This is a genomic window from Streptomyces sp. NPDC055632 (assembly GCF_053618675.1).
On record NZ_JBSHHY010000023.1, the window covers coordinates 38199 to 60180 of the forward strand.

The following is a 21982-nucleotide window of genomic DNA, read 5'->3' on the forward strand; positions in this document are numbered from 1 at the left end:
TCCGGGGAGCGGGCCTACGATCCCGGCGTGGACCCCTATGCGCCCGTGCCCCCGCCGCCCCCGTCCCCTCCGCCCGCCGCGCGTCCCTGGTGGCGGCGGCCGGGGTTCGTCGCCATGGGGGTGCTGGTCGTGTTCGGGGGCGGACTTCTGCTGTTCGGCGATCCGTCCGGAGAGCCGAGAGGGGATGTCGGAGACGCGAAGAAGGGCGGCCGGCCGGAGGCTCCCGTCTCCCCCTCCTCCGCAGAGGCCACGGCCACGGGGACCCCTTCCACGAGTCCGCCGACACCCGCCGAACCCCCGCAGCTCCTGGGAAAGGTGCTCAAGGAGGCGCAGGAGGTCGCGGACGGGGCCGGGTACGACGTCGTGACGCATGACGCGTCCGACCGGGACGACGGGCAGTGGGACGCGGACGGGTGGAAGGTGTGCTTCCAGGTGGCGGGCGGGCAGCGGGGTGGAGGGCGGCCCGTGCTGGACCTCGGGGTGGTGCGCGTCGACTCGCCCTGTCCCGCCGCGGACGGCGAGAAGGTCTCCTGGCCGTCGATGCCGGGGGTCGCCGGGGCGACCTTCGTACGGGCCGGGGAGATGCTGGAGGCGGTCGGGGTGAGGAAGGTGCGGCCGGAGAGCGTCTACACCGACGTCACGCTGCCCGCCGACCCGAGCACGTGGCGGGTCTGCTTCCAGGATCCCGCGCCCGGCAAGGAGATCGAGAACCCGCAGTACGCGACCGCCTATCTCAAGCTCGCCCCGCCGGACGCCGCCTGTCCCGCGGAGCCGTACGCCCGGCTGCGGCCCGAGCCGACGTCCTAGCCGCCGCCCGGCATCATGGCCGCGCCGCCCTTGAGGCGTTCGATGTCCGAGGCCCGGACCTGGATGACGACGAGGGCGATCAGGGCGGCCACCGCGGCGAAGATGGCCGCCGTGACGAAGCCCGCCGAGACGCCGGAGGTCAGCACCTGGTCGCCCCAGGGCGGCGGGAGCTGGCCGGTCTCGGCGAAGCGGGCCTTCTCCAAGGGGCCCGCCTGGGAGAGGAAGGCGGGGACCTGCTTCTCCGCCTCGTTGCGGCTGGCCGTGCCGAAGACCGTGACCAGGATCGACAGGCCGAGCGAACCGCCGACCTGCTGCATGGCGTTGAGCAGGCCGGACGCGGCGCCCGAGTCGCGCGGTTCGACGTTCGAGAGGGCCATGATGGTCAGCGAGACGAACATCAGGCCCATGCCCAGGCCGAAGACCAGGATCGGGCCGAGGATGCTCCCCAGGTAGGTGGAGTCCACGTCCGTCAGGGTCAGCCAGGCGAGGCCCGCCGCGGCCAGGACCGAGCCCGTCACCATGAAGGGCTTCGGGCCGTACCGGGGCAACAGGTTCGACGTGAGTCCGGCGCCGACCGCGATGATCGCGCTGACCGGCAGGAACGCCAGGCCCGCCTTCAGCGGGCTGAAGCCGAGCACCTGCTGCACGAAGAGCGTGAGGAAGAAGAACATGCCGAAGATCGCCGCCGCCAGGCACAGCATGATGGCGTAGGTGCCCGAGCGGTTGCGGTCGGCGAACATGCGCAGCGGGGTGATCGGCTGCTGGGAACGGCGTTCGACCAGGATGAACACGGCCAGGAAGACGACCGCCGCGACGAACGAGCCGATCGTGTACGGATCGCGCCAGCCCTTGTCCGCGGCGCGGATGAACCCGTACACCAGGGCCACCATGCCGATCGTCGAGGTGAGCGCGCCGGTGAGGTCGAAGTGGCCGGGGCTCGGCTCCGACTCCTTGACGTGCCGGGGCGTCAGGAAGGCGATCAGCAGGGCGATGGGCACGTTGACGAAGAAGATCCAGCGCCAGTCGAGCCACTGCACGAGCATGCCGCCGGCCACCAGGCCGATCGCGCTGCCGCCGGCCGAGACGGCGGCGAACACCCCGAAGGCGCGGTTGCGTTCGGGACCCTCGTCGAAGGTCGTGGTGATGAGGGAGAGCGACGTCGGCGAGGCGATGGCGCCGCCGACGCCCTGGAGGGCGCGGGCGGCCAGGAGTTGCCACTCGCTCTGGGCCAACCCGCAGAAGAGCGAGGCCAGTCCGAAGAGCAGCACGCCGAACATGAAGACCCGGCGGCGGCCCAGGATGTCGCCGAAGCGCCCGCCGAGGAGGAGGAGCCCGCCGAAGGTGAGCGTGTAGGCGTTGACCACCCAGGCCAGGCTGGTGGTCGAGAAGTCGAGGGCGCTCTGGATGTGCGGGAGCGCGATGTTCACGATCGTGATGTCGAGGACGACCATCAGCTGGCAGGAGGCGATCACGAACAGGGCGATGCCCTTGCCGTCTCCTCCGCTTCCGCGGGGCGCGGTCGCCGCGGGAGTCGTCGGCTTCGGGGTGCTAGACATGAGCGGTCATGGCGCGTAACGCCCTCACGGGAGGGAGCCGTGGGCCGGTCGGCCCACTTTTTCGACCCTAAGCCCGGTCCGTGAGGGCGACCAGTTGATCAAGTGTGCGCGGGCTCGTCCAGGACGGCGAAGCCGTCCAGCTCCACCAGGGCCTGTTCGTCCCAGAGGCGTACGACTCCGATCACGGCCATCGCGGGGTAGTCACGGCCCGCCAGCCTCCGCCAGATGCCGCCCAGTTCGTGGGCGTGGGCGCGGTAGTCCTCGACGTCGGTGGCGTAGACGGTGACCCGGGCGAGGTCGGCGGGGGTGCCGCCGGCGTGGCGCAGGGCGGTGAGGAGGTTGGCGAGGGCGGTGGTGAACTGCTCGGGGAGGGTCTCCCCCACGACCGTGCCGTCGGAGTCGAGCGCGGTCTGCCCGGCGAGGAAGACGAAGCGGGTGCCGGTGGCGGTGACGGCGTGGCTGAAGCCGGTGGGCGGGGCGAGGTCGGCGGGGTTGTGGCGGTGCAGGCTCATGGGGCCGGCTCCTTCCGGGGGGAAGCGTGTCCCTGTTCCCCATGGTGACGGAGTTCCTCGCGGTGACGGGCTTCCTCGCCGTGACGGGCCTCCTCGTCGTGACCGGCCTCCTCGCCGTGACGGGCTTTCTCGTCGTGGTGGGCTTCCTCGCCGTGACGGGCATCCTCGCGGTGGCGGGCGTACAGGTCCTTGGCGATGATCGTGCGCTGGACCTCGGTGGCCCCCTCGTAGATCCGGGGCGCGCGGACCTCGCGGTACAGGTGTTCCAGGAGGTGGCCGCGCTGGAGGGCGGCGGCGCCGTGGAGCTGGACGGCGGAGTCGACGACGTACTGGGCGGTCTCGGTGGCGAGGAGCTTGGCCATGGCGGAGCGCCGGGGCACGTCCGGGTCGCCCCGGTCGTACGCGCTCGCCGCCGCGTGGACGAGGAGGCGGGCCGCCTCGGTACGGGTGGCCATCTCGGCGATCCGGTGGGAGACGGCCTGGAGGTCGGCGAGGACACCGCCGAAGGCGGGGCGGGCGGCGGTGTGGGCGAGGGCCGCGTCGAGGGCGGCCTGCGCCATGCCGACGGCGAAGGCGCCGACGCTGGGGCGGAAGAGGTTCAGGGTGCGTATGGCGACCCGGAAGCCCTGGTCCGGGGCGCCGAGGAGGTCGTCGGGGCCGACGGGGACGCCATCGAAGGTGAGGGTGCCGAGCGCGTGCGGGGCGAGCATGTCGAGCGGTTCGCCGCCGAGGCCGGGGCGGTCGGCGGGGACGAGGAAGGCGGTGACACCCCGGGCTCCGGCGCCCCGGGTGGTGCGGGCGAAGACGGTGGCGAAGTCGGCCTCGGGGGCGTTGGAGATCCAGCGCTTCTCGCCGTGCAGGTGCCAGCCGCCGCGTCCGTCGGGGACGGCGTCGAGGGCGAGCGCGGCGGCGTCGGAGCCGGCGTCCGGCTCGGAGAGCGCGAAGGCGGCGACGGCCCGGCCCGCGGTGGCCCCGGGGAGCCAGCGGGCGCGCTGGGCGGGGGTGCCGAAGGCGGCGACGGGGTGGGTGCCGAGGCCCTGGAGGGCGAGGGCGGTCTCGGCCTCGGTGCAGACCCGGGCGAGGGACTCGCGCAGGAGGCAGAGGTCGAGGGCGCCGGCTCCGAAGAGGCGGGAGAGGAGGCCGAGGTCGCCCAGGGCGGCGACGAGGGGGCGGTTGACCCGGCCGGGTTCGCCCCGCTCGGCGAGGGGCTTCAGGCGCTCGGCGGCGAGGGCGCGGAGCTCCGCACACCAGGTGATCTGTTCCGGTTCGAGCGAGAATGCGGGCATGCGGGCCCTCTCCGGCGCCCTCGGGCGCCCTCGTCACGGCGCCGCCTCCGGGCGCCTCCGTCGCAGCGCCGCCTTCCGGCGCCCTCGTACCGGCGCGCGGTGGCGCCTCTGCCGGGGTGTGCCCCGGCGTCTCCGTCCCGGCGCACGGCGGCGCCCTCGTCACAGCGCTTTCCGGCGTCTCCGTACCGGCGCGCGGTGGCGCCTCGGCTCCGACGCCTCCCGGCACCTTGGTCCCGGCACCTTCCAGCGTCCTCGTCCCGGCACCTTCCAGCGTCCTCGTCCCGGCACCTTCCAGCGTCCTCGTCCCGGCACCTTCCAGCGCCCTCGTCCCAGTGCCTCCCGGCGCCCCCGCACCGGTGCCTTCCGGCCTCCTCGTGCGGGCACCTCCCGGCACTCCCGCACCGGTGCCTTCCGGCCTCCTCGTACCAGCGCCTTCCGGCCTCCTCGTCCCGGCTCCTTCCTGCCTCCTCGCCCCGGCATCCCCCGGCGCCCGCGCACCGGTGCGACGCCGTGCTCCTCTTCCGGCGTACCCCGGCGCATCGGCCCCGCCGCCCTGCGGCGATCCCGTGGCCCCGCCCTCCGGCGTCCCCTTTCCGGCGCTTCCCGGCGCCCTTGTCGCGGACCGTTGACTGTCGTCACCGACACGATACGCTCGTGGAGCGACGGGCGACCCCACCACGACAGGGGGACGGACTCATGGAGCTGACACCCTCGGCGCACCTCGACACCTTCGCCCGCGACCGGCTGCCGGCGCCGGAGCGGTGGCCCCGGCTCCTCTTCGGCCTTCCGGAGCTGGCGTACCCCGACCGGCTCAACTGCGGGACGGAACTCCTCGACCGCACGGTGGAACGGTTCGGCGCCGACCGGCCCGCCTTCCACGACGGCGACGGCACGGTCTGGAGCTACGGGGAGCTGCGGGACCGGGTCGACCGGATCGCCCACGTCCTCACCTCCGACCTGGGGCTCGTGCCCGGCAACCGGGTCCTCCTCCGCGGGCCGACCACCCCCTGGCTGGCCGCCTGCTGGCTCGCCGTGATGAAGGCCGGCGGAGTCGCCGTCACCGTTCTGGCCCAGCAGCGCGCCCCCGAACTGGCCGTCATGGCGGACGCGGCCCGCTGCACCCACGCGCTCTGCGACGCCCACTCCCTCGACGAACTCCTCTCGGCCCGGATCCCCGGGCTCCGGATCACCCCGTTCGGCGGGGACGGGCCGGACGACCTGCTCGCCCTCGCCGCCCGCCGCCCCGGCCCGTACGAGGCCGTGCCGACCGCCGCCGACGACGTGGCCCTCATCGCCTTCACCTCCGGCACCACCGGCCGCCCCAAGGGCTGCGTCCACTTCCACCGGGACGTCCTGGCCGTCGCCGACACCTTCTCCGCGCACGTCCTGCGCCCGCTGCCCGACGACGTCTTCGCCGGTTCGCCGCCGCTCGCCTTCACCTTCGGCCTCGGCGGACTCCTCGTCTTCCCCCTGCGGGCCGGCGCGAGCGCGGTCCTCCTCGAACAGGCCGGCCCGAAGCAGCTCCTCGCCGCGATCGAGCGGCACCGGATCTCGGTGCTCTTCACCGCACCGACCGCCTACCGGGTGATGCTCGACGAGCTGGCGCAGGGCGTCGCCCCCGACACCGGCTCGCTGCGCCGCTGCGTCTCCGCCGGGGAGAACCTGCCGGAGGCGACCTGGCGGTCCTGGTACGCCCGTACGGGCCTGCGCCTGATCAACGGCATCGGCGCGACCGAGCTGCTCCACATCTTCCTGTCGGCCGCCGACGGCGACATCCGCCCCGGCACCACCGGCCGCCCGGTCCCCGGCTGGCACGCCAGGGTCGTCGACCGGGAGGGCCGGGAGGTCCCGGACGGCGAGGAGGGGCTGCTCGCGGTGCGCGGCCCGGTCGGCTGCCGCTATCTGGACGATCCCCGCCAGAGCGAGTACGTGCGGAACGGCTGGAACGTCACGGGCGACACGTACGTCCGCGAGCCCGACGGCTGGTTCCGGTACGTCTCCCGGGCCGACGACATGATCATCTCGGCCGGGTACAACATCGCCGGGCCCCAGGTCGAGGAGGTCCTCCTCGACCACCCCGACGTGGTGGAGACGGCCGTGGTGGGCCGCCCGGACGAGCTGCGCGGCCAGGTCGTCGTGGCGTACGCGGTGGTGCGGGACGGGGTGCCGCGCGACGCGAGCACGGCCGCCGCGCTGCGGGCCTTCGTGCGGGCCCGCCTCGCCCCGTACAAGTCGCCCCGCGAGGTCGTCTTCCTGGACGCGCTGCCGCGCACGGCGACGGGCAAGCTCCAGCGCTTCCGGCTGCGGGAGCCGGTGTGACCCGGCGCGGGAACCGGTACGGCCGGTGCTACCGGCATCCGGCGCGGTCCGGTGACCGGCGCGGCCCGGTGACCGGCCCGGCATCCGGCGCCGCCCGTGCCCGGCGGTGACCTCACCTGACGTGTGCACATCCCACGCACCCACCGCCTAAAGTGATCACGTGGCCGAGCAGCACACCCCCCGATCCCTGATCGTCTCCCTCTACGGCGCGTACGGGCGCACGTCCGACGGTTCGCCGATGCCGGTGGCCGCGCTCGTCCGGCTGCTCGCCGTGCTCGGCGTGGACGCGCCCTCGGTGCGCTCCTCGGTGTCGCGCCTCAAGCGGCGCGGCCTGCTGCTGCCGCGCCGGACGGCGGACGGGGCCGCCGGGTACGCCCTCTCGGAGGACGCCCGCCGGCTCCTGGACGACGGCGACCGCCGGATCTACGCCCGGAGCGAGCCGAAGCTGTCCGAGGGCTGGGTCCTGGCCGTCTTCTCGGTGCCCGAGGCCGAGCGGCACAAGCGGCACCTGCTGCGCTCCCGGCTCGCCCGCCTCGGCTTCGGGACGGCGGCGCCGGGCGTCTGGATCGCGCCCGCGCGCCTGTACGAGGAGACGCGCAACACCCTGGAGCGCCTTGGGCTCTCCCCGTACGTGGACCTCTTCCGGGGCGACCACCTGGGGTACGCCGCGACGGCGGAGGCGGCGGCCCGCTGGTGGGACCTGCCCGCCATCGCCGCCCTGCACGAGGAGTTCCTGACGGTCCACGAGCCGGTCCTGCGCACGTGGCGGGCGTCCCCGGGCGACCCCGGGGACGCCTACCGCGACTACCTGCTCGCCCTCGACTCCTGGCGCCGCCTCCCCTACGCGGACCCGGTCCTCCCGGCGGAGCTCCTCCCCGACGACTGGCCGGGCCGCCGCTCGGCGGAGGTCTTCGCGTCCCTGCACGAGCTGCTGCGGGACCGGGGGGCGGAGTTCGTACGGCCCTTCCTGGCCGGGTACGGGGAGTAGGGCGCCGGGCGCCGCCCCGCTTCCGGGACCAGGGCGGCGACGGCACTTCGTCCCCAACGGGGAGGGTTCGCAGGGGCGTTCGACCGCCCACCCGGACCCGGGCGGGCGCCCGCGCGTCGTGACGGGTGCCCCGGCGCCCGGCGGCCGTACTGTCGGAACCCCGTCACCGAGGAGGCTCCCGATGCGCAGAGTGACCTATTCGATGGGCGTCTCGCTCGACGGCTACATCGTCGGGCCGGACGGCGGCTTCGACTGGTCGGACCCCGACGAGGAGGTCTTCCGCTTCTGGATCGACGACATCCGGGGGGTGGACGTCCACCTGATGGGGCGGCGGCTGTACGAGACGATGCTGTACTGGGAGACCGCCGACCAGGACCCGTCGCTCGACGCCCCGGGGCGCGAGTGGACCGCGCTCTGGAATCCGCTCCCGAAGGTGGTGTTCTCCACCACCCTGACGGAGGTGCGGGGCAACGCCCGGCTGGCCTCCGGGAGCGTGGCGGAGGAGATCGAGCGGCTGCGGGCCGAGCCGGGAGGGGGCGAGATCGCGATCGGGGGCGCGACCCTGGCCGCCGAGGCGGCCGCGGCGGGGTTGATCGACGAGTACCGGACCGTGGTCCATCCGGTGCTGGTCGGCGGCGGCGTCCCGTTCTTCCCCCGGGACGAGCGCCGGGTGGACCTCGAACTCGTCGAGAGCCGCACCTTCGGTTCGAAGGTCGTATACCTCCGCCACCGCGTGGTGCGTTGAGGTCCCGCCGGACAGGCCCTGGGTGTCGGTCCCCCGAAGTATCGTTCCCGCCATCGCACACCGACCGTGAGGAACGAGAGCATTGTCCGGCCCGTCCGCTTTCCCCTTGCCCTTCCAGTCCTCCCGCTCCATGGCGTCCGCGACGCCCAGGACGCTGCGGGAACTCCAGATGATCGAGTGCAGCGCGCACATCCGGGAGAAGCCGGACTGGTCCGAGAAGATGCACGACCCCGAGATCGTCGGCAGGTGGACGCGGGAGGCGGTCGCGCAGGGGCTCACCGAGGCGCAGGTCCGTCACGTCCTCGCCGAACTCGCGTACTACGCCGCGCTGCGGGACGGGCGGACCGGCGCCGAGGTGTCCGGCGTCGACGGCGTGTGGCAGTCGGACGCGCTGGTCGACGACGGTCTCCGGTCCCGGCTGCGCGAGGCGGTCCGGGTCCTGGAGGAGGTGCCCGAGGCGGAGAGGGACTGGCACCCCGGATCGGACGACCAGGTCCTCGACCTGGTCCATCCCTCGCTGTTCTGCCTGGTGAGGGAGGTGAGCGGGGCTCCCGAGGAGGCCTGGCGGAACCCGACGAACAGCTACGCGAAGCACGAGTTCTCGGAGCGGTTCCAGTGGCTGCCCACGGACGTCGAGGTCGACGAGGACGGCACCGTCGCCTTCCGTTCGTACGTCAACAACGTCCACCCCGAGGCCCATCGCGAGCTGGCCGCCGTCCTGCCGGAGCTGTTCGCGCGCTTCCGCCCGCTCCTGGAGAACGTGCTCACCGATCTGCGCCACCCCCGGCCGCCGCGGATCGAGGCCGACCCCTACGGGTGGTACGACTCGGAGCCGGAGTACCCGCACAAGGCCTCCTACAGCGATGAGAGGGCCTACCGCGACGCGCTCGACGCGTGGGGGCAGGCCCATGAGGAGTGGTGGGAGAACCGCCGCCCGGTCGTCCCGGACGCCCCGGACTTCACCCCGCCCGAGCCGCCCGACGCGTCCGCCCGGGTCGACCTGCGCGGCCACCGCCTCCAGGTGATCGTCAAGCTCGCCACCCTCCACCTCACCCCGGAGAAGCCCGAGTACGCCGGCGGTTCCTGGCACGTCGAGGGGATGCTGAACGAGCGGATCGTCTCGACCGGCCTCTACTACTGGGACAGCGAGAACATCACCGAGAGCCGGCTGGGCTTCCGGGCGGCGCTCGACGACCCCCACTACGCGCAGAACGACGACAACGGTCTGCGCGAGATATACGGCCTGGAGGACGAGGACGCGCTGAACCAGGTGCTGGGATCGGTGCCGACCCCGGCGGGCCGCTGCCTGGCGTTCCCGAACGCCCTCCAGCACCGCGTCGCCCCGTTCCGCCTCGCGGACCCCACCCGCCCGGGACACCGCAAGATCCTCGCGTTCTTCCTGGTCGACCCGTCGGAGCGGATCGTCTCGACGTCCGACGTGCCCCCGCAGCAGCCGTGGTCCGACACCTCGACCATGACGCGCGCGCAGGCCGAGGAGTACCGCGAGGAGCTCATGCGGGAGCGCAAGTTCTTCGTGGACGAGCACAACGAGCAGGTCTACGAGCGCGAGTTCTCCCTCTGCGAGCACTGAGCCGCCGGCGTCGCGCTCAGCGGGCGGGGCACGTCCTGTCCGGCAGCCGGCCGGACAGGCCGATGCGTTCGGCGTCGGTGAGGTCCCGGCCGAGCACGTCGCAGAGGTGCCGTTTCCACAGGGCGGGGTCGAGGCGGGTCAGGAGGAGGGGCTGCCCGCCGAACACGGAGGAGAGGGAGTCGCCCCGCTGCGGCGAGCCGAGCAGGGCCCTGCCGTCCCGGCTCGCGGCGAGGACGCGCTGGTTCTCGGCGAACTCGTAGGTGTCCCGCCGCGACGGGTCGTCCGCCCTCATGAAGGTCACGGAACTGCCGGCGGCGAGGAAGTACTCCGCCCCTCCGGGATTTCCCGTCGCCCAGTTCTGCGGGCGCAGCGGCCCGAGCGAGCCCGTCACCCGGCGCGGTGGCCGGCCCGGCTCGACGGACCACAGTTCCAGCATGCGCCCCGTGGTCAGTACGGCCAGATAGCGCGTGTCCTTGAGGAAGTACGCGGTGAGGAAGTCCTCGGCGAACCGGATGCGGAGCTCCTTCCGCTCCCGGCCCGTTCGCAGGTCGACGACGTGCAGGTCGGACTCCTCGTGCACGCTGACCAGCAGCGACTCCGGTTCGTGGTGGGGGCCCACGAAGTAGGACGGCCGGTCGCGGGTGGTCAGCCGGAGGGCGTCCAGGTCGATCGGAGGGGCGAGGCGGCGTCCCGTGCGTGCGTCCCACTGCTCGACGTGCGGACCGGCGACCGTGACGAGGCGGTCGCCGGGCAGGAGGGCGAGGTGGACGGGGCCCGGCTTCCCCTCGTCGTCCACGGGCGGTGCGGCCGTGGTGACGTCCGTCAGGCGTTCCAGGGAGGGCAGTCGGCGGACCGTCACCCGGTTCCCGTCCGACACGTCCGCCATCAGGGTCTCCGCGCCGTCGACGGCGATGAGCTGGTTCTCGGCCGGCGGTTTCCCGGCCCCGAAGGCCGCCTCGGCCAGGACGCGGTTGTCGCCCTCGGTCTCCACGACGCCCAGGGACTCGCCCTTCTTCCCGAGCCGGACCAGCATCGTGCTCCCGTCCCCGAGCAGCCTCGGCACTCCGTGGGCGGTCTTTCCCCCGGCGGACGCCAGGCGCCGTCCGGTGATCGAGTTCTCGTTCACGGCGACCACGACGGGCTCCTTCCCGGAGCCGAGCAGGGGGAGCCCTTCGGCGATGTCGAAGCGGTTCATGCCCGAGGGGGCGAGGAACTCCCGCGGCCGGGCGGTGCCGTGGGTGTCCACGACGTACCAGGCGTTGTACTCGCACACGGCGAACCGGTCGCCCGCGGCGTCGAGGATGACGGGTGCGCACAGGGTCTCGCCGGAGCGGTGGGTGCGCAGGACCCGTCCGTCCGCCACGCGTATCGCCCGGTAGAGGGCCTTGCCCGGGGGCATGGCGTCCGTCTCGCCCGGGTGGCAGGTGACCGCCGTGGTCCCGTCGCTCGACACGGTCGAACCGCCGGCGTCCATGCCCGCGTCCAGCTGCCGCGCCCCGTCGGCCCGGACGTCGAACGCCAGCAGCAGCTCGGTGCCGGTCCCGGCGCCGTTCACCAGCAGCGTGTCGCCGTCGGGGCCGAACTTCACGGACCGGATCCCGGTGATCCTGTTCGCCAGGTCGCGCGGTCGCTCCGTCTCCAGGTCCCAGACGCGTGCGGGGGACGTCGGGAAGCCGGCCTCCGCCTCGACGAGGAAGCGGGCGTCGCGCGAGAAGTCGACGAGCTTGTGAGGGCGGGCCCCGTTCCCGTCCGCCGTGTCCGGCGGGTCCTCCAGCGGATGCGCCGGCCCCAGCAGGCTCTTCCCCCCGGGGGTGACGTCGTGCCAGACGACCACGCCGTCCCCGTCGCGCACGTAGGCGACGCGCCGTCCGTCGTGGCTGACGACGGGGGACGTGGCGTTGGTGCCGAGGCGGAAGCTCTCCTGACGCACCCCGCCGTCCTCCGCGCGCGTGAACAGGGTCGCGCGTCCGACGTCGGACGCCACCAGGGTCACCGCTCCGTCCCCGCTCATGTCCGCGCCGTCCCCGCCGAGGAGCGAGCCGTTGATCATCCCCTCCGCGCCCGACAGGATCCAGGTGACGTCCTTGACCTCGGTGTAGCGGCGCAGCAGCGCGTTGCGGGCCTCCTGGGTCGGTGCGATCTCGTACGCCGCGAGCGCGGCCAGGGCGGCCTGTCCCGGGTTGGAGTCGGTCAGTCCGTCCGACTGCACCGCCAGGCTGCGCGACCGTCCCTCGGCCTCGCGCTGCGCGCTGACCCGCGACTGCTGCGCGAGGAAGGTGCCGAGGCCCGCGATCAGGGCGAGCGCCAGGGCCGCCGCTCCCCACTGCGCCCGGGTCCGCCGGGTCCGCGTGCGCTGCCGGCGCCGCGCCAGTGCGAGGAACGCGCGCTGCGGCGCGGTCAGTTCCTCCTCGCGTCCGTGCAGGCGCTTCTCCAGTGCCGTCAGGTGCGGGGACCGGGGCAGCAGGGAGGCCGGGCGGCCGGCGTCGGTCCACCGCTCCAGGTCGTGCTGCGTCTCCGCCCGTGCCGCGAGGAAGTCGGCGTCGACGCGGACCACGTCGGCCAGCGCCGGCCAGACCGTGATCAGCGCCTCGTGCGCCAGTTCGGCGCTCTCCGGGTGTCCGTCGCCGCCCGACAGCACCAGCAGACGGCGCTCGGACAGGGCCCGGGCCAGGGCCCAGCGCTCCTCCCCGGCCTCCTGGCGGGCGAGGGCCCGCCGCAGGGTGACGTCGCCGCCCGGCAGCACGCGGACCAGGCCCGCGAGGAGCCGGCGCGCCTCCGGCTCGTCCTCCGGCCTGACGCACTCCCGCCAGGCCTCCTCCGCGTGGTGCCGCAGGGCGCCGGTGACCCCGCCGGTCTCCTCGTACGCCGACGCCCGCAGCCGGCCCGCGTCGCGCCGCTCCCAGAGTCGCTCCAGGACGAAGCCGAGGAGCGGCAGGACGCCCGGTTCGCCGCCCGCGTCGTCCAGGATGCGCCGGTCGAGCCCGGGGTCGTAGTCCACCGCAGGGACGTCCCGGAGCGGTCGGGTGATCACCGCGTGGAGCTGGTCCCGGGTCATGGGCGTCAGCGGCAGCGTCGCGGACCGCCGCAGCGCCGGGCCCAGGCGGGGATGGTTCAGGGCCGCGTCCACGCAGTCGGCGCGCAGCGTCAGGAGGACCCGCAGTCCGGCGGGCGGACGCGGCGGGAAGAGCAGGTCGAGGGCGTCGGCGAGGTCGGCGTCGGGGAGGTCGAGGAGCGCCTCCGCCTGGTCGAGCACGACGAGCAGGCGCGCGGCCGGGCGGCCCGTGGCGCGGTGGAACGCGTCGGCGAGCCCCAGCCTGCCCAGCCACGCCTCCACCCGGTCGGCGTCGACGGCCCGCGGGGAGACGGCGGAGGGCGGTTCGGTCCGTACAGAGGCGGCGGAGGACGCTCCGGCCAGTGCGGAGAGTTCCGTCGCGAGCGCCGCGCGCAGGTTCTCGACGCGTCCGGAGTCGACGGTCAGCACGTCGTGTCCGGCCTCGCGCATCCGGGGCACCACGCCCGCGAAGGCGAGCGAGGACTTGCCGCAGCCGGAGGGTCCGTACAGGGTGACGGCCGGGCGGTCCCCGCGCAGCGCCGTGGCCACCCGGTCGACGTCGTCCTCCCGGCCGAAGAACACCCCGGCGTCGGCCTCCCGGAAGGCGGCGAGGCCGCGGAACGGCGACTTCGGGAGCAGGACGGCGGCGAGTGCGGGCACTTCGCGGGCCAGTGCGCCGGTGCGCAGCACGAACGCCTGCTGGGCCTCGCGCACCGGCTGGGCCGCCACGACCAGGCCGACCGCCGCGCCCAGGCGGTCGTCCCAGACGGGGCTGCCGCTGAAGCCGGGCCGGACGTGGACCGCCTGGCCGTCCGTCCGCGACAGCTGCACCCAGCCGCGCCCGGTGGGGCCGCGGAAGCGTCCCCCGTGCCAGATGCCGTCCGGGTGGTCGTCGGGGAAGCCGACGGTACGGGTCTCGTGGTCCCAGACGTCTCGGGCGTCGGCCATCGGCAGCGGGAACGCTCCGGGCAGCGGGCCGGCGAGCCGCAGCACCGCGACGTCACCGCTCTGGTCGTCCCTGGTCGCGACCCAGTGCAGGACCTCGGCGGGCGCGGCGGGGACGCCGTCGGCAAGGGGCAGGTCGACCTCGACCCGGGCGCCCGGGTCGACGGCGGTGTCCCGGGGCAGGTCGAGCGCGTCGGACACCACGTGCGCGCAGGTGAGGACCCATTCGCCGGTCACCAGGAAGCCCGCCCCGGCGATCGTGCCGTCCCGCCCTCTGATCCGGACCACCGCCGACGCGATCACCGACTCCGGTCCCCCGGCACCGGCGGGCCTCTCCTCGGTCATGGGCACCTTCCGGTCGGCAGCGGGCCTGTGCTGGGTCGGGTCCTCGTCCTAGGGGGTGTCCGACGGATCGGGGTCGGACAGGGCCTGGCCCCGGCCGTCGTCGCTCCGCGCGTGCCAGGTCAGGCTGACGGAGAAGTTCGCCGCCGCGGAGGAGCCGGCGATGAGGACCTTGGCGTCGGCCGACAGCGACATGCCGAACTCCAGGGTGGCCTCGTCCGGTGGTGTCGCCATCCCCCGGCACTGCCCGACGAACGCGTCCGCCACCGGGCGGACCACGCCGAGGACCTGGTCGAGGGACTGCTCGGCGCGCGCCACCGCGCGGCCGCCGCGGCCCACGCGCACGAGGCTCTCGTCGGCGTCGCTCACCTGGACCCGGACGACGTCGTCGCCGTCCCCCGTGGGCACTTCCACCGTGCAGAAGGGCTGTCGTTCACTCAAGAGCCGCACTTCCTTCACCTCGAAGCGGATGTCAACTCGGCCTGCGAAAAGCCCTGTTGATGCTACCGAACGACAGAGGGGGGCGGCAGGCGGCTCGGGCTCAGGGGGATTCCCGGTCGCTGCGGCCGGTGGGCGGGCGGCGGCTGCCCGCGCGGTACGGGGCCGGCCAGGGGGCCGCCGGGCCCTCGTAGCCCTGTTCGGCCGCCGCGTGGAGGGTCCAGTGGGGGTCGTAGAGGTGGGGGCGGGCGAGGGCGCAGAGGTCGGCGCGGCCCGCCAGGAGGAGGGAGTTGACGTCGTCCCAGGAGGAGATCGCGCCGACCGCGATCACGGGGATGCCGGTCTCGTTGCGGATGCGGTCGGCGTACGGGGTCTGGTAGGAGCGGCCGTACGCGGGGGTCTCGTGGGGGACGACCTGGCCGGTGGAGACGTCGATCGCGTCGGCGCCGTGCGCGGCGAGGGCGCGGGCGATCGCGACGGCGTCCTCGGCGCTCGTGCCGCCCTCGGCCCAGTCGGTGGCCGAGATCCGGACGGTCAGGGGCCGGTCGTCGGGCCACGCCTCCCGTACCGCGTCGAGGACTTCGAGGGGGAAGCGGAGGCGTCCTTCGAGGTCGCCGCCGTAGGCGTCGGCGCGGCGGTTGGTGAGCGGGGAGAGGAAGCCGGAGAGCAGGTAGCCGTGGGCGGCGTGGAGTTCGAGGAGGTCGAAGCCGCTGCGGGCGGCGCGCCGGGCGGCGGCCGTGAACTCCTCGCGCACGGCGGTGAGTCCGGCGCGGTCGAGGGCGGCCGGGCTCTGGTTGACGCCGGGCCGGTACGGGAGGGGCGAGGCGGCGACGAGGGGCCAGTTGCCCTCGGGCAGCGGTCGGTCGATCCCCTCCCACATGCGCCGGGTGGAGCCCTTGCGCCCGGAGTGGCCGAGCTGGACGCCGATCGCGGTGCCGGGCGCGCTCGTGTGGACGAAGTCGGTGATCCGGCTCCAGGCGGCGGCCTGTCCGTCGGTCCAGAGGCCGGTGCAGCCGGGGGTGATGCGGCCGGCGGGACTGACGCAGACCATCTCGGTCATGACGAGTCCGGCGCCGCCGAGGGCCCTGGAGCCCAGGTGGACGAGGTGGAAGTCGCCGGGGACGCCGTCCTCCGCGACGTACAGGTCCATGGGGGAGACCACGATCCGGTTGCGCAGGGTCAGTCCGCGCAGCCGGAAGGGGGTGAACATGGGCGGGGTGCCGGGCGGGCAGCCGAAGTCGTCCTCGACGGCGGCGGTGAGGGCCGGGTCGCGCAGGCGCAGGTTGGCGTGGGTGACGCGGCGGCTGCGGGTGAGGAGGTCGAAGGCGAAGCGGCGGGGCGGGCGGTCGACGCGGTCCGCGAGCTCCTCGAACCAGTGCAGGCTGGCGGCGGCCGCGCGCTGGGTGGAGGCGACGGCGGGGCGGCGTCCGGCCTCGTAGGCGGCCAGGGCCTCTTCCGTGGTGCCGTGCGCGTCGAGGCCGTCGGCGAGGGCGAGGGCGTCCTCGACGGCCAGTTTGGTGCCGGAGCCGATGGAGAAGTGCGCGGTGTGGGCGGCGTCGCCGATGAGGACCGTGTTGCCGTGCGACCAGCGGTCGTTGACGACCGTGCGGAAGGCGGTCCAGGCGGAGTTGTTGGCGCGCAGCCTCCGGCCGCCGAGGGCCCCGGCGAAGATCTCGGCGCAGCGGGCGGTGGACCCGGCCTCGTCCAGGGCGTGGAGGCCGGCGGCGCGCCAGACCTCCTCGCGGGCCTCGACGATGACGGTGGAGGAGCCGGGCCCGTAGGGGTAGGCGTGGAGCTGCATCACGCCGTGCTCGGTCTCGGCGGTCTCGAAGCGGAAGGCGTCGAGGGCGAAGTCGGCGGCGAGCCAGATGTAGCGGCAGCGGTGGGTGGTGATCCGGGGGCGGAAGTGCGCGGCGTACGTCTCGCGGGTGCGGCTGTGGACGCCGTCGGCGGCGACGACCAGGTCGTGTCCCGCGGCGAGTTCGGCGGCGGGCGGGGCCTCGGCGCGGAAGCGGAGCCGTACGCCGAGGTCGGCGCAGCGGGCGTGCAGGAGTTCCAGGAGCCGGCGGCGGCCGAGGGCGGCGAAGGCGTGGCCGGTGGAGGTGGTGCGCCGGCCCCGGTGGACGACGTCGATGTCGTCCCAGCGGACGAGTTCGCGGTCGAGCGCCGCGTACGCGACGGGGTCGGCCTCCCGGATGCCGCCGAGGGTCTCGTCGGAGAGGACGACGCCGAAGCCGAAGGTGTCGGTGGGCGCGTTCCGCTCCCAGACGGTGACCTCGCGCCGGGGGTCCCGCCGCTTGAGCAGGGCGGCGGCGTAGAGCCCGCCGGGGCCGCCGCCGACGACGGCGACGCGGTACGGGGACGGGGGCGCGGCCCGGGGCCCGTGGGGGGCCGGGCCCCCCGGCGCGGTCAGCGGCCCCGCCATTTCGGGGGCCTCTTCTCGGTGAAGGACGCGTGGAACTCGGCGTAGTCCTCGCCGTGCATCAGGAGGGCCTGGGTGGCCGCGTCCAGTTCGACCGAGGCGGCGAGGGGCATGTCGAGTTCGGCGGTGAGCAGGGCCTTGGTCTGGGCGAGGGCGAGCGCGGGGCCGTCCGCGAGGCGCCGGGCGAGGGCGGCGGCGCGGGCGTCGGCGGCGCCCTCCTCGGTGAGCTCGCTCAGGAGGCCGATGCGCTCGGCCTCGGCGGCGTGGACGGGCTCGCCGAGCATGAGGAGCCGGGTGGCGTGGCCGAGGCCGACGACCCGGGGCAGCAGGTAGGCCGCGCCCATGTCGCCGCCGGAGAGGCCGACCCGGGTGAAGAGGAAGGCGAAGCGGGTGGTGGGGTCGGCGATCCGGAAGTCGGCGGCGAGCGCGAGGACCGCCCCGGCGCCCGCGGCGACGCCGTGGAGGGCCGCGACGACGGGGAAGGGGCATTCGCGCAGGGCGCGGACGACCTGGCCGGTCATCCGGTTGAAGTCGAGGAGCCGGGCGGTGTCGAGGGCGAGGGTGGCGCCGATGATCTCGTCCACGTCGCCGCCGGAGCAGAAGCCGCGGCCCTCGCCGCCGAGGACGAGGGCGCGGACGGTCCGCTCGCGGGAGAGCTCGGCGAGGAGGTCGCGCAGGTCGGCGTAGGCGCCGAAGGTGAGGGCGTTGAGCTTCGCGGGCCGGGCGAGGGTGACGGTGGCGACGCCCTCGTCGACGTCCAGGCGCAGGTGTCGCCAGCGTGCGGTGCGGGGCGCGGAGCCGGTAAAGGGGCTCATTCGGAACGGCCTCCTTCCTCCGTTTCGGAGCGTATCACCGTCCTGTGACCGTCGTCACGAGTACGCGATAGGAGGGTGGCCGCTCCGCGGCTTCTCCCAGGGCGTGTCCGGCGGATCATGGCCAGGGCGACGACGCCGATCCGCCGGACGTGCCCTACCGCGCGGCGAGCCGCGAGTTGCGGCGCCCGTAGACCGCGTACAGCAGCCCGCCCGCCACCAGGAAGACCGCGAACTGGAGCCAGGTCGTCCAGCCCGTGCCCCAGATCAGGTACAGGCAGAAGCCGATGCCGAGCACCGGGCTCAGCGGGAAGAGCGGCACCCGGAAGGAGCGCGGCAGCTCGGGGGCGCGGCGGCGCAGCACCATGACCGCGAGGTTGACGACCGCCATGACGGCCAGGGTGCCGATGGTGGTCAGGTCGACGACCACGTCGAGCGGGGCGAAGGCGGCCGGCACGGCGAAGACGGCGGCGACGATCCAGGTGTTGGCGACGGGGGTCGAGGTCTTCGGGGAGACCCGCTCGAAGACCCGGGGGACGAGCCCGTCGCGGGACATCGACATCAGGATGCGGGTCTGGCCGTACATCACCGCGAGGACGACGGAGGCGATGGCGACGACCGCGCCGAAGGCGACGATCCCGCCGCCGACCGACGAGCCGGTGACCTCGTCCACGACGACCGAGAGCGCGGCCGGGCTGTTCGCGACGGCGTCGGCGCCGATCGCCCCGATCGCGGAGAGGGCGACCGCGCAGTAGAGCAGGGTGACGAGCCCGATGCAGACGAGGATGGCGATCGGGATGTTGCGGCGCGGGTTCTTCACCTCCTCGCCGGCCGTGGTGATCGCGTCGAAGCCGATGTACGAGAAGAAGGCCACGGAGGCGCCCGCGGTGATGCCGGCGGCGCCGCTGCCCGTGAACGGCGAGAGGTGCCCGTCCTGGAAGGCGGAGAAGCCGATGGCGCAGAAGACGATCAGGATGCCGATCTTGAGGACGGCCATGGCGGCGGTCGCCCGGGCGCTCTCGCGGACCCCGCGCACGAGCAGGGTGGCGGCGAGCAGGATCACGACCACGGCGGGCAGGTTGACCGCGCCGCCCTCGCCCGGTCCGGCGGAGAGCGCGGCGGGCAGCCGCAGGCCGACCAGGCTGTCCAGGAGTTCGTTGAGGTACTGGCTCCAGCCGACCGCGACGGCGGAGACGGACACGCCGTACTCCAGGAGCAGGCACCAGCCGACGAGGAAGGCGGCCCGCTCGCCGAGGCTCGCGTAGGCGAAGGAGTACGAGGAGCCGGAGACCGGGATCGCGCTGCCCAGCTCCGCGAAGGAGAAGGCGGTGAAGACGCAGGTGATCGCGGCGAGCACGAAGGAGACCACGACCGCGGGGCCGGCCTCCGCGACGCTGTCGGAGAGGCCGACGAAGATGCCGGTGCCCACGATCGCGCCGACGCCGAAGCAGACGAGCTGGAAGAGGCCCATGGTGCGCTTGAGGCCGTGGCCTTCGAGGTCGGCGCCGGACTCGGCGATGAGCTGCTGCGGCGTCTTGATCCGCGCGGCGGACGGGGGCATGCGGGGGTTCTCGTTTCTGGTGCGGGCACGCGAGAGGGGGGTTCGGGCTTACCCGCCCGAACCCCCCTGAACCGTGCGATCGTAAACCGCACCCCGCATGTTCACCCAATCGGGCGCGACGCTATGCCCCCGCCCCGGCGCCGGTCCCCGCCATCGTGGCGACCAGGACCGCCTTGATGGTGTGCATCCGGTTCTCGGCCTGGTCGAAGACGACCGAGTGCGCCGACTCGAAGACCTCGTCGGAGACCTCCAGCTCGGTCAGGCCGTGCCGGGCGTGGATGTCGCGGCCGACGGCGGTGCCCAGGTCGTGGAAGGCCGGCAGGCAGTGCAGGAAGCCGACGTCCGGGTTCCCGGTGGCGCGCAGCACGTCCATGGTCACGGAGTACGGGGCGAGGGCGGCGATCCGCTCGTCCCAGACCTCCTTGGGCTCGCCCATGGAGACCCAGACGTCGGTGGCGACGAAGTCGGCGCCCCGGACCCCCTCCGCCACGTCCTCGGTGAGGGTGACGGTGGCGCCGCTCTTCCCGGCGAGCTCGCGGGCCCGGTCGACGACCTCCTCAGCCGGCCAGTACGCCTTCGGGGCGACGATCCGGACGTCCATGCCGAGCAGGGCGCCGGTGACCAGGTAGGAGTTGCCCATGTTGAAGCGGGCGTCGCCGAGGTAGGCGAAGGCGACCTCGTCCAGCGGCTTGTCCGTGTGCTCGGTCACGGTGAGCACGTCGGCGAGCATCTGGGTGGGGTGCCAGTCGTCGGTGAGTCCGTTGAAGACGGGCACGCCCGCGAAGGCGGCGAGCTCCTCGACCGCGGCCTGGCTGTCCCCTCGGTACTCGATGCCGTCGAACATCCGGCCGAGGACGCGGGCCGTGTCCTTGACCGACTCCTTGTGGCCCATCTGGGAGCTCGCGGGGTCCAGGTAGGTCGTGGAGGCGCCCTGGTCGGCGGCGGCGACCTCGAAGGCGCAGCGGGTGCGGGTCGAGGTCTTCTCGAAGATGAGGGCGATGTTCCGGCCGTGCAGCCGCCGCACCTCGGCGCCCGCCTTCTTGGCGGCCTTGAGCTCGGCGGCGAGCGCGACCAGCCCGCGGAACTCCTCGGCGGTGAAGTCCAGCTCCTTGAGGAAGTGGCGGCCGATGAGGTCTGTGGCCATGGGTCGCGCTCCTGTGGGTACGGTCGGGGACGGCGATCGGGGACCATGGAAGTCTATACGCACTTCAACATTTATATACAGCCCCCTCCCGGGAGGCCGGCCGCCCCGCGACCCCGCCGCCCCGGGGCCCACACGCCCTCCTCCCTCCTCCCTCCTCCCTGCTCCCTCCTCCCTCCTCCCTCCTCCCCTCAGACGGCGTCCCGCTCCACCGGACAGCTCATGCAGCGCGGGCCGCCCCTCCCCCGGCCCAGCTCGCTGCCGGGGATCTCGATCACCTCGATGCCCTGCTTGCGCAGGTGCGTGTTCGTGGTGACGTTCCGCTCGTACGCGACGACCACCCCCGGCTCCACGGCGAGCACGTTGCACCCGTCGTCCCACTGCTCGCGCTCGGCCGCGTGCACGTCCTGGGTGGCGGTCAGGACCCTGATCTCCGGGAGCCCCAGGGCCGCCGCGATCGCGTCGTGCATCCGCTCCGGCGGGTGGTCGGTCACCCGCAGGGGCTGCCCCGCGTCCCCCGGCTCGATCGTGTACGAGCGGAGCATGCCGAGCCCCGCGTACTGGGTGAACGTGTCCTGGTCCACCATCGTCATCACCGTGTCCAGGTGCATGAACGCGCGCCGCTTCGGCATGTCGAGCGCGACGATCGTGCGCGCCGAACCGGCCGCGAACATGCCCCGGGCCAGCATCTCCACCGCCTGCGGGGTGGTGCGCTCGCTCATCCCGATGAGCACGGCGCCGTTGCCGATGACCAGGACGTCCCCGCCCTCGATCGTCGACGGGTAGTCCGCCTGTCCCTCCGACCAGTGGTGGAAGGGGCCCGCCTCGGGCCCGGTGAAGAGCGGGTGGTGCTTGTAGATCGCCTCGAAGTGGACCGTCTCGCGCTGCCGGGCCGGCCAGCGCATGGCGTTGATGGAGACGCCGTCGTAGATCCAGGCCGAGGTGTCCCGGGTGAAGAGGTGGTTGGGCAGCGGGCCGAGGACGAAGTCGTCCAGGTCGAGGGCGTGGAAGCGGACCGAGGTCGGCTCCCGGTGCGCCGCCAGGAACTCCCGCTTCGTCATCCCGCCGACGAGCACCTCGCCGAGCGCGACGGCGTCGAGCGAGTCGAAGGCCGCCCGGAGGTGGTCGGCGGCGAGCGGACCGTACTCCTTCTCGTCGAAGACCCGGTCCAGGACGAGCGCGCGGGCGGCCGGCACCTTGAGCGACTCGCTCAGGAGGTCCGCGAAGAGGTGCACCTCCACCCCCCGGTCCCGCAGCACGTCGGCGAAGCCGTCGTGCTCCTGCCGGGCCCGCCGCACCCAGAGCACGTCGTCGAAGAGGAGGGCGTCCTTGTTGGTCGGGGTGAGCCGCTTCAGCTCCAGATCGGGGCGGTGGAGGATGACGCGGCGCAGCCGCCCGGTCTCGGAATCGACATGGAATCCCATGGGTCCATCCTGACGGAGGGGGGCCTCCCCGGCCCGTGTTT

The 21982-nt window shown here is 73.9% G+C and carries 15 protein-coding genes; 5 read left to right on the forward strand and 10 right to left on the reverse strand.

From position 1 onward, the window contains the following. Positions 1-27: 27 nt before the first annotated feature. Positions 28-807, forward strand: a complete 780-nt coding sequence (locus ACWGSR_RS25875; RefSeq protein WP_453569389.1) for a hypothetical protein — start codon at positions 28-30, stop codon at positions 805-807. On the opposite strand, the gene ACWGSR_RS25880 is transcribed toward ACWGSR_RS25875, so the two are convergent. The 3 genes from ACWGSR_RS25880 to ACWGSR_RS25890 all read right to left on the reverse strand — a co-directional run bounded on the left by ACWGSR_RS25880 (position 804) and on the right by ACWGSR_RS25890 (position 4161). After that, on the reverse strand, positions 804-2363 hold the full coding sequence (locus ACWGSR_RS25880) for an MFS transporter (protein WP_453569392.1): 1560 nt from the start codon (positions 2361-2363) through the stop codon (positions 804-806). The two genes, ACWGSR_RS25875 and ACWGSR_RS25880, sit on opposite strands and share 4 nt — an antisense overlap. 98 nt (positions 2364-2461) lie before the next feature. Beyond that, complete coding sequence (locus ACWGSR_RS25885) at positions 2462-2875, reverse strand: RidA family protein (RefSeq protein WP_376232094.1); 414 nt, start codon at positions 2873-2875, stop codon at positions 2462-2464. Beyond that, the gene (locus tag ACWGSR_RS25890; protein ID WP_453569395.1) at positions 2872-4161 is read right to left on the reverse strand and encodes an acyl-CoA dehydrogenase family protein; all 1290 of its coding nucleotides are present in this window, start codon (positions 4159-4161) and stop codon (positions 2872-2874) included. Before ACWGSR_RS25890 ends, ACWGSR_RS25885 begins: the two co-directional genes overlap by 4 nt. A gap of 696 nt (positions 4162-4857) precedes the next feature. On the opposite strand from ACWGSR_RS25890, the gene ACWGSR_RS25895 reads away from it, so the two are divergent. The 4 genes from ACWGSR_RS25895 to ACWGSR_RS25910 all read left to right on the forward strand — a co-directional run bounded on the left by ACWGSR_RS25895 (position 4858) and on the right by ACWGSR_RS25910 (position 9804). Then, positions 4858-6480 carry an AMP-binding protein gene (locus ACWGSR_RS25895; RefSeq protein WP_453569398.1) on the forward strand — a complete coding sequence of 541 codons (1623 nt, stop codon included), beginning with the start codon at positions 4858-4860 and terminating at the stop codon, positions 6478-6480. A gap of 160 nt (positions 6481-6640) precedes the next feature. Then, positions 6641-7468 (forward strand): PaaX family transcriptional regulator, encoded by an 828-nt coding sequence (locus ACWGSR_RS25900; protein WP_432087405.1) that lies wholly within the window; start codon positions 6641-6643, stop codon positions 7466-7468. Between the two features lie 181 nt (positions 7469-7649). Continuing rightward, positions 7650-8213: a dihydrofolate reductase family protein gene (locus ACWGSR_RS25905; protein WP_453569401.1), complete on the forward strand. Its 564-nt coding sequence runs from the start codon at positions 7650-7652 to the stop codon at positions 8211-8213. Between the two features lie 82 nt (positions 8214-8295). Beyond that, entirely contained in the window at positions 8296-9804 is a 1509-nt protein-coding gene (locus ACWGSR_RS25910) for a DUF4246 domain-containing protein (protein WP_453569404.1), read from the forward strand. A gap of 16 nt (positions 9805-9820) precedes the next feature. Here the strand turns inward: ACWGSR_RS25910 and ACWGSR_RS25915 are convergent, their stop codons facing one another. The 7 genes from ACWGSR_RS25915 to ACWGSR_RS25945 all read right to left on the reverse strand — a co-directional run bounded on the left by ACWGSR_RS25915 (position 9821) and on the right by ACWGSR_RS25945 (position 21941). After that, positions 9821-14146 (reverse strand): nSTAND1 domain-containing NTPase, encoded by a 4326-nt coding sequence (locus tag ACWGSR_RS25915; RefSeq protein WP_453569407.1) that lies wholly within the window; start codon positions 14144-14146, stop codon positions 9821-9823. Positions 14147-14194: 48 nt separating this feature from the next. Then, on the reverse strand, positions 14195-14584 hold the full coding sequence (locus tag ACWGSR_RS25920; RefSeq protein ID WP_453569410.1) for a CU044_2847 family protein: 390 nt from the start codon (positions 14582-14584) through the stop codon (positions 14195-14197). Positions 14585-14684: 100 nt separating this feature from the next. Further along, positions 14685-17006 carry a bifunctional salicylyl-CoA 5-hydroxylase/oxidoreductase gene (locus ACWGSR_RS25925; RefSeq protein WP_453569413.1) on the reverse strand — a complete coding sequence of 774 codons (2322 nt, stop codon included), beginning with the start codon at positions 17004-17006 and terminating at the stop codon, positions 14685-14687. Further along, positions 16991-17818, reverse strand: a complete 828-nt coding sequence (locus ACWGSR_RS25930; protein ID WP_376232077.1) for an enoyl-CoA hydratase family protein — start codon at positions 17816-17818, stop codon at positions 16991-16993. Before ACWGSR_RS25930 ends, ACWGSR_RS25925 begins: the two co-directional genes overlap by 16 nt. A gap of 154 nt (positions 17819-17972) precedes the next feature. Next, the gene (locus tag ACWGSR_RS25935; RefSeq protein ID WP_376232076.1) at positions 17973-19376 is read right to left on the reverse strand and encodes an amino acid permease; all 1404 of its coding nucleotides are present in this window, start codon (positions 19374-19376) and stop codon (positions 17973-17975) included. A gap of 121 nt (positions 19377-19497) precedes the next feature. Further along, positions 19498-20520, reverse strand: coding sequence for an ornithine carbamoyltransferase (argF, locus tag ACWGSR_RS25940; RefSeq protein WP_453569417.1), 1023 nt, complete (start codon positions 20518-20520; stop codon positions 19498-19500). Between the two features lie 188 nt (positions 20521-20708). Next, positions 20709-21941, reverse strand: coding sequence for an arginine deiminase (locus tag ACWGSR_RS25945; protein ID WP_453569420.1), 1233 nt, complete (start codon positions 21939-21941; stop codon positions 20709-20711). Between the last annotated feature and the right edge of the window lie 41 nt (positions 21942-21982).

What these genes read in the sequence shown, in the direction of transcription:
- ACWGSR_RS25880 (WP_453569392.1), bottom strand. Translation starts at nt 2,363, where the DNA reads ATGTCTAGCACCCCGAAGCCGACGACTCCCGCGGCGACCGCGCCCCGC.
- ACWGSR_RS25885 (WP_376232094.1), bottom strand. Translation starts at nt 2,875, where the DNA reads ATGAGCCTGCACCGCCACAACCCCGCCGACCTCGCCCCGCCCACCGGC.
- ACWGSR_RS25890 (WP_453569395.1), bottom strand. Translation starts at nt 4,161, where the DNA reads ATGCCCGCATTCTCGCTCGAACCGGAACAGATCACCTGGTGTGCGGAG.
- ACWGSR_RS25895 (WP_453569398.1), top strand. Translation starts at nt 4,858, where the DNA reads ATGGAGCTGACACCCTCGGCGCACCTCGACACCTTCGCCCGCGACCGG.
- ACWGSR_RS25905 (WP_453569401.1), top strand. Translation starts at nt 7,650, where the DNA reads ATGCGCAGAGTGACCTATTCGATGGGCGTCTCGCTCGACGGCTACATC.
- ACWGSR_RS25915 (WP_453569407.1), bottom strand. Translation starts at nt 14,146, where the DNA reads ATGACCGAGGAGAGGCCCGCCGGTGCCGGGGGACCGGAGTCGGTGATC.
- ACWGSR_RS25925 (WP_453569413.1), bottom strand. Translation starts at nt 17,006, where the DNA reads ATGGCGGGGCCGCTGACCGCGCCGGGGGGCCCGGCCCCCCACGGGCCC.
- ACWGSR_RS25930 (WP_376232077.1), bottom strand. Translation starts at nt 17,818, where the DNA reads ATGAGCCCCTTTACCGGCTCCGCGCCCCGCACCGCACGCTGGCGACAC.
- ACWGSR_RS25935 (WP_376232076.1), bottom strand. Translation starts at nt 19,376, where the DNA reads ATGCCCCCGTCCGCCGCGCGGATCAAGACGCCGCAGCAGCTCATCGCC.
- argF (WP_453569417.1), bottom strand. Translation starts at nt 20,520, where the DNA reads ATGGCCACAGACCTCATCGGCCGCCACTTCCTCAAGGAGCTGGACTTC.
- ACWGSR_RS25945 (WP_453569420.1), bottom strand. Translation starts at nt 21,941, where the DNA reads ATGGGATTCCATGTCGATTCCGAGACCGGGCGGCTGCGCCGCGTCATC.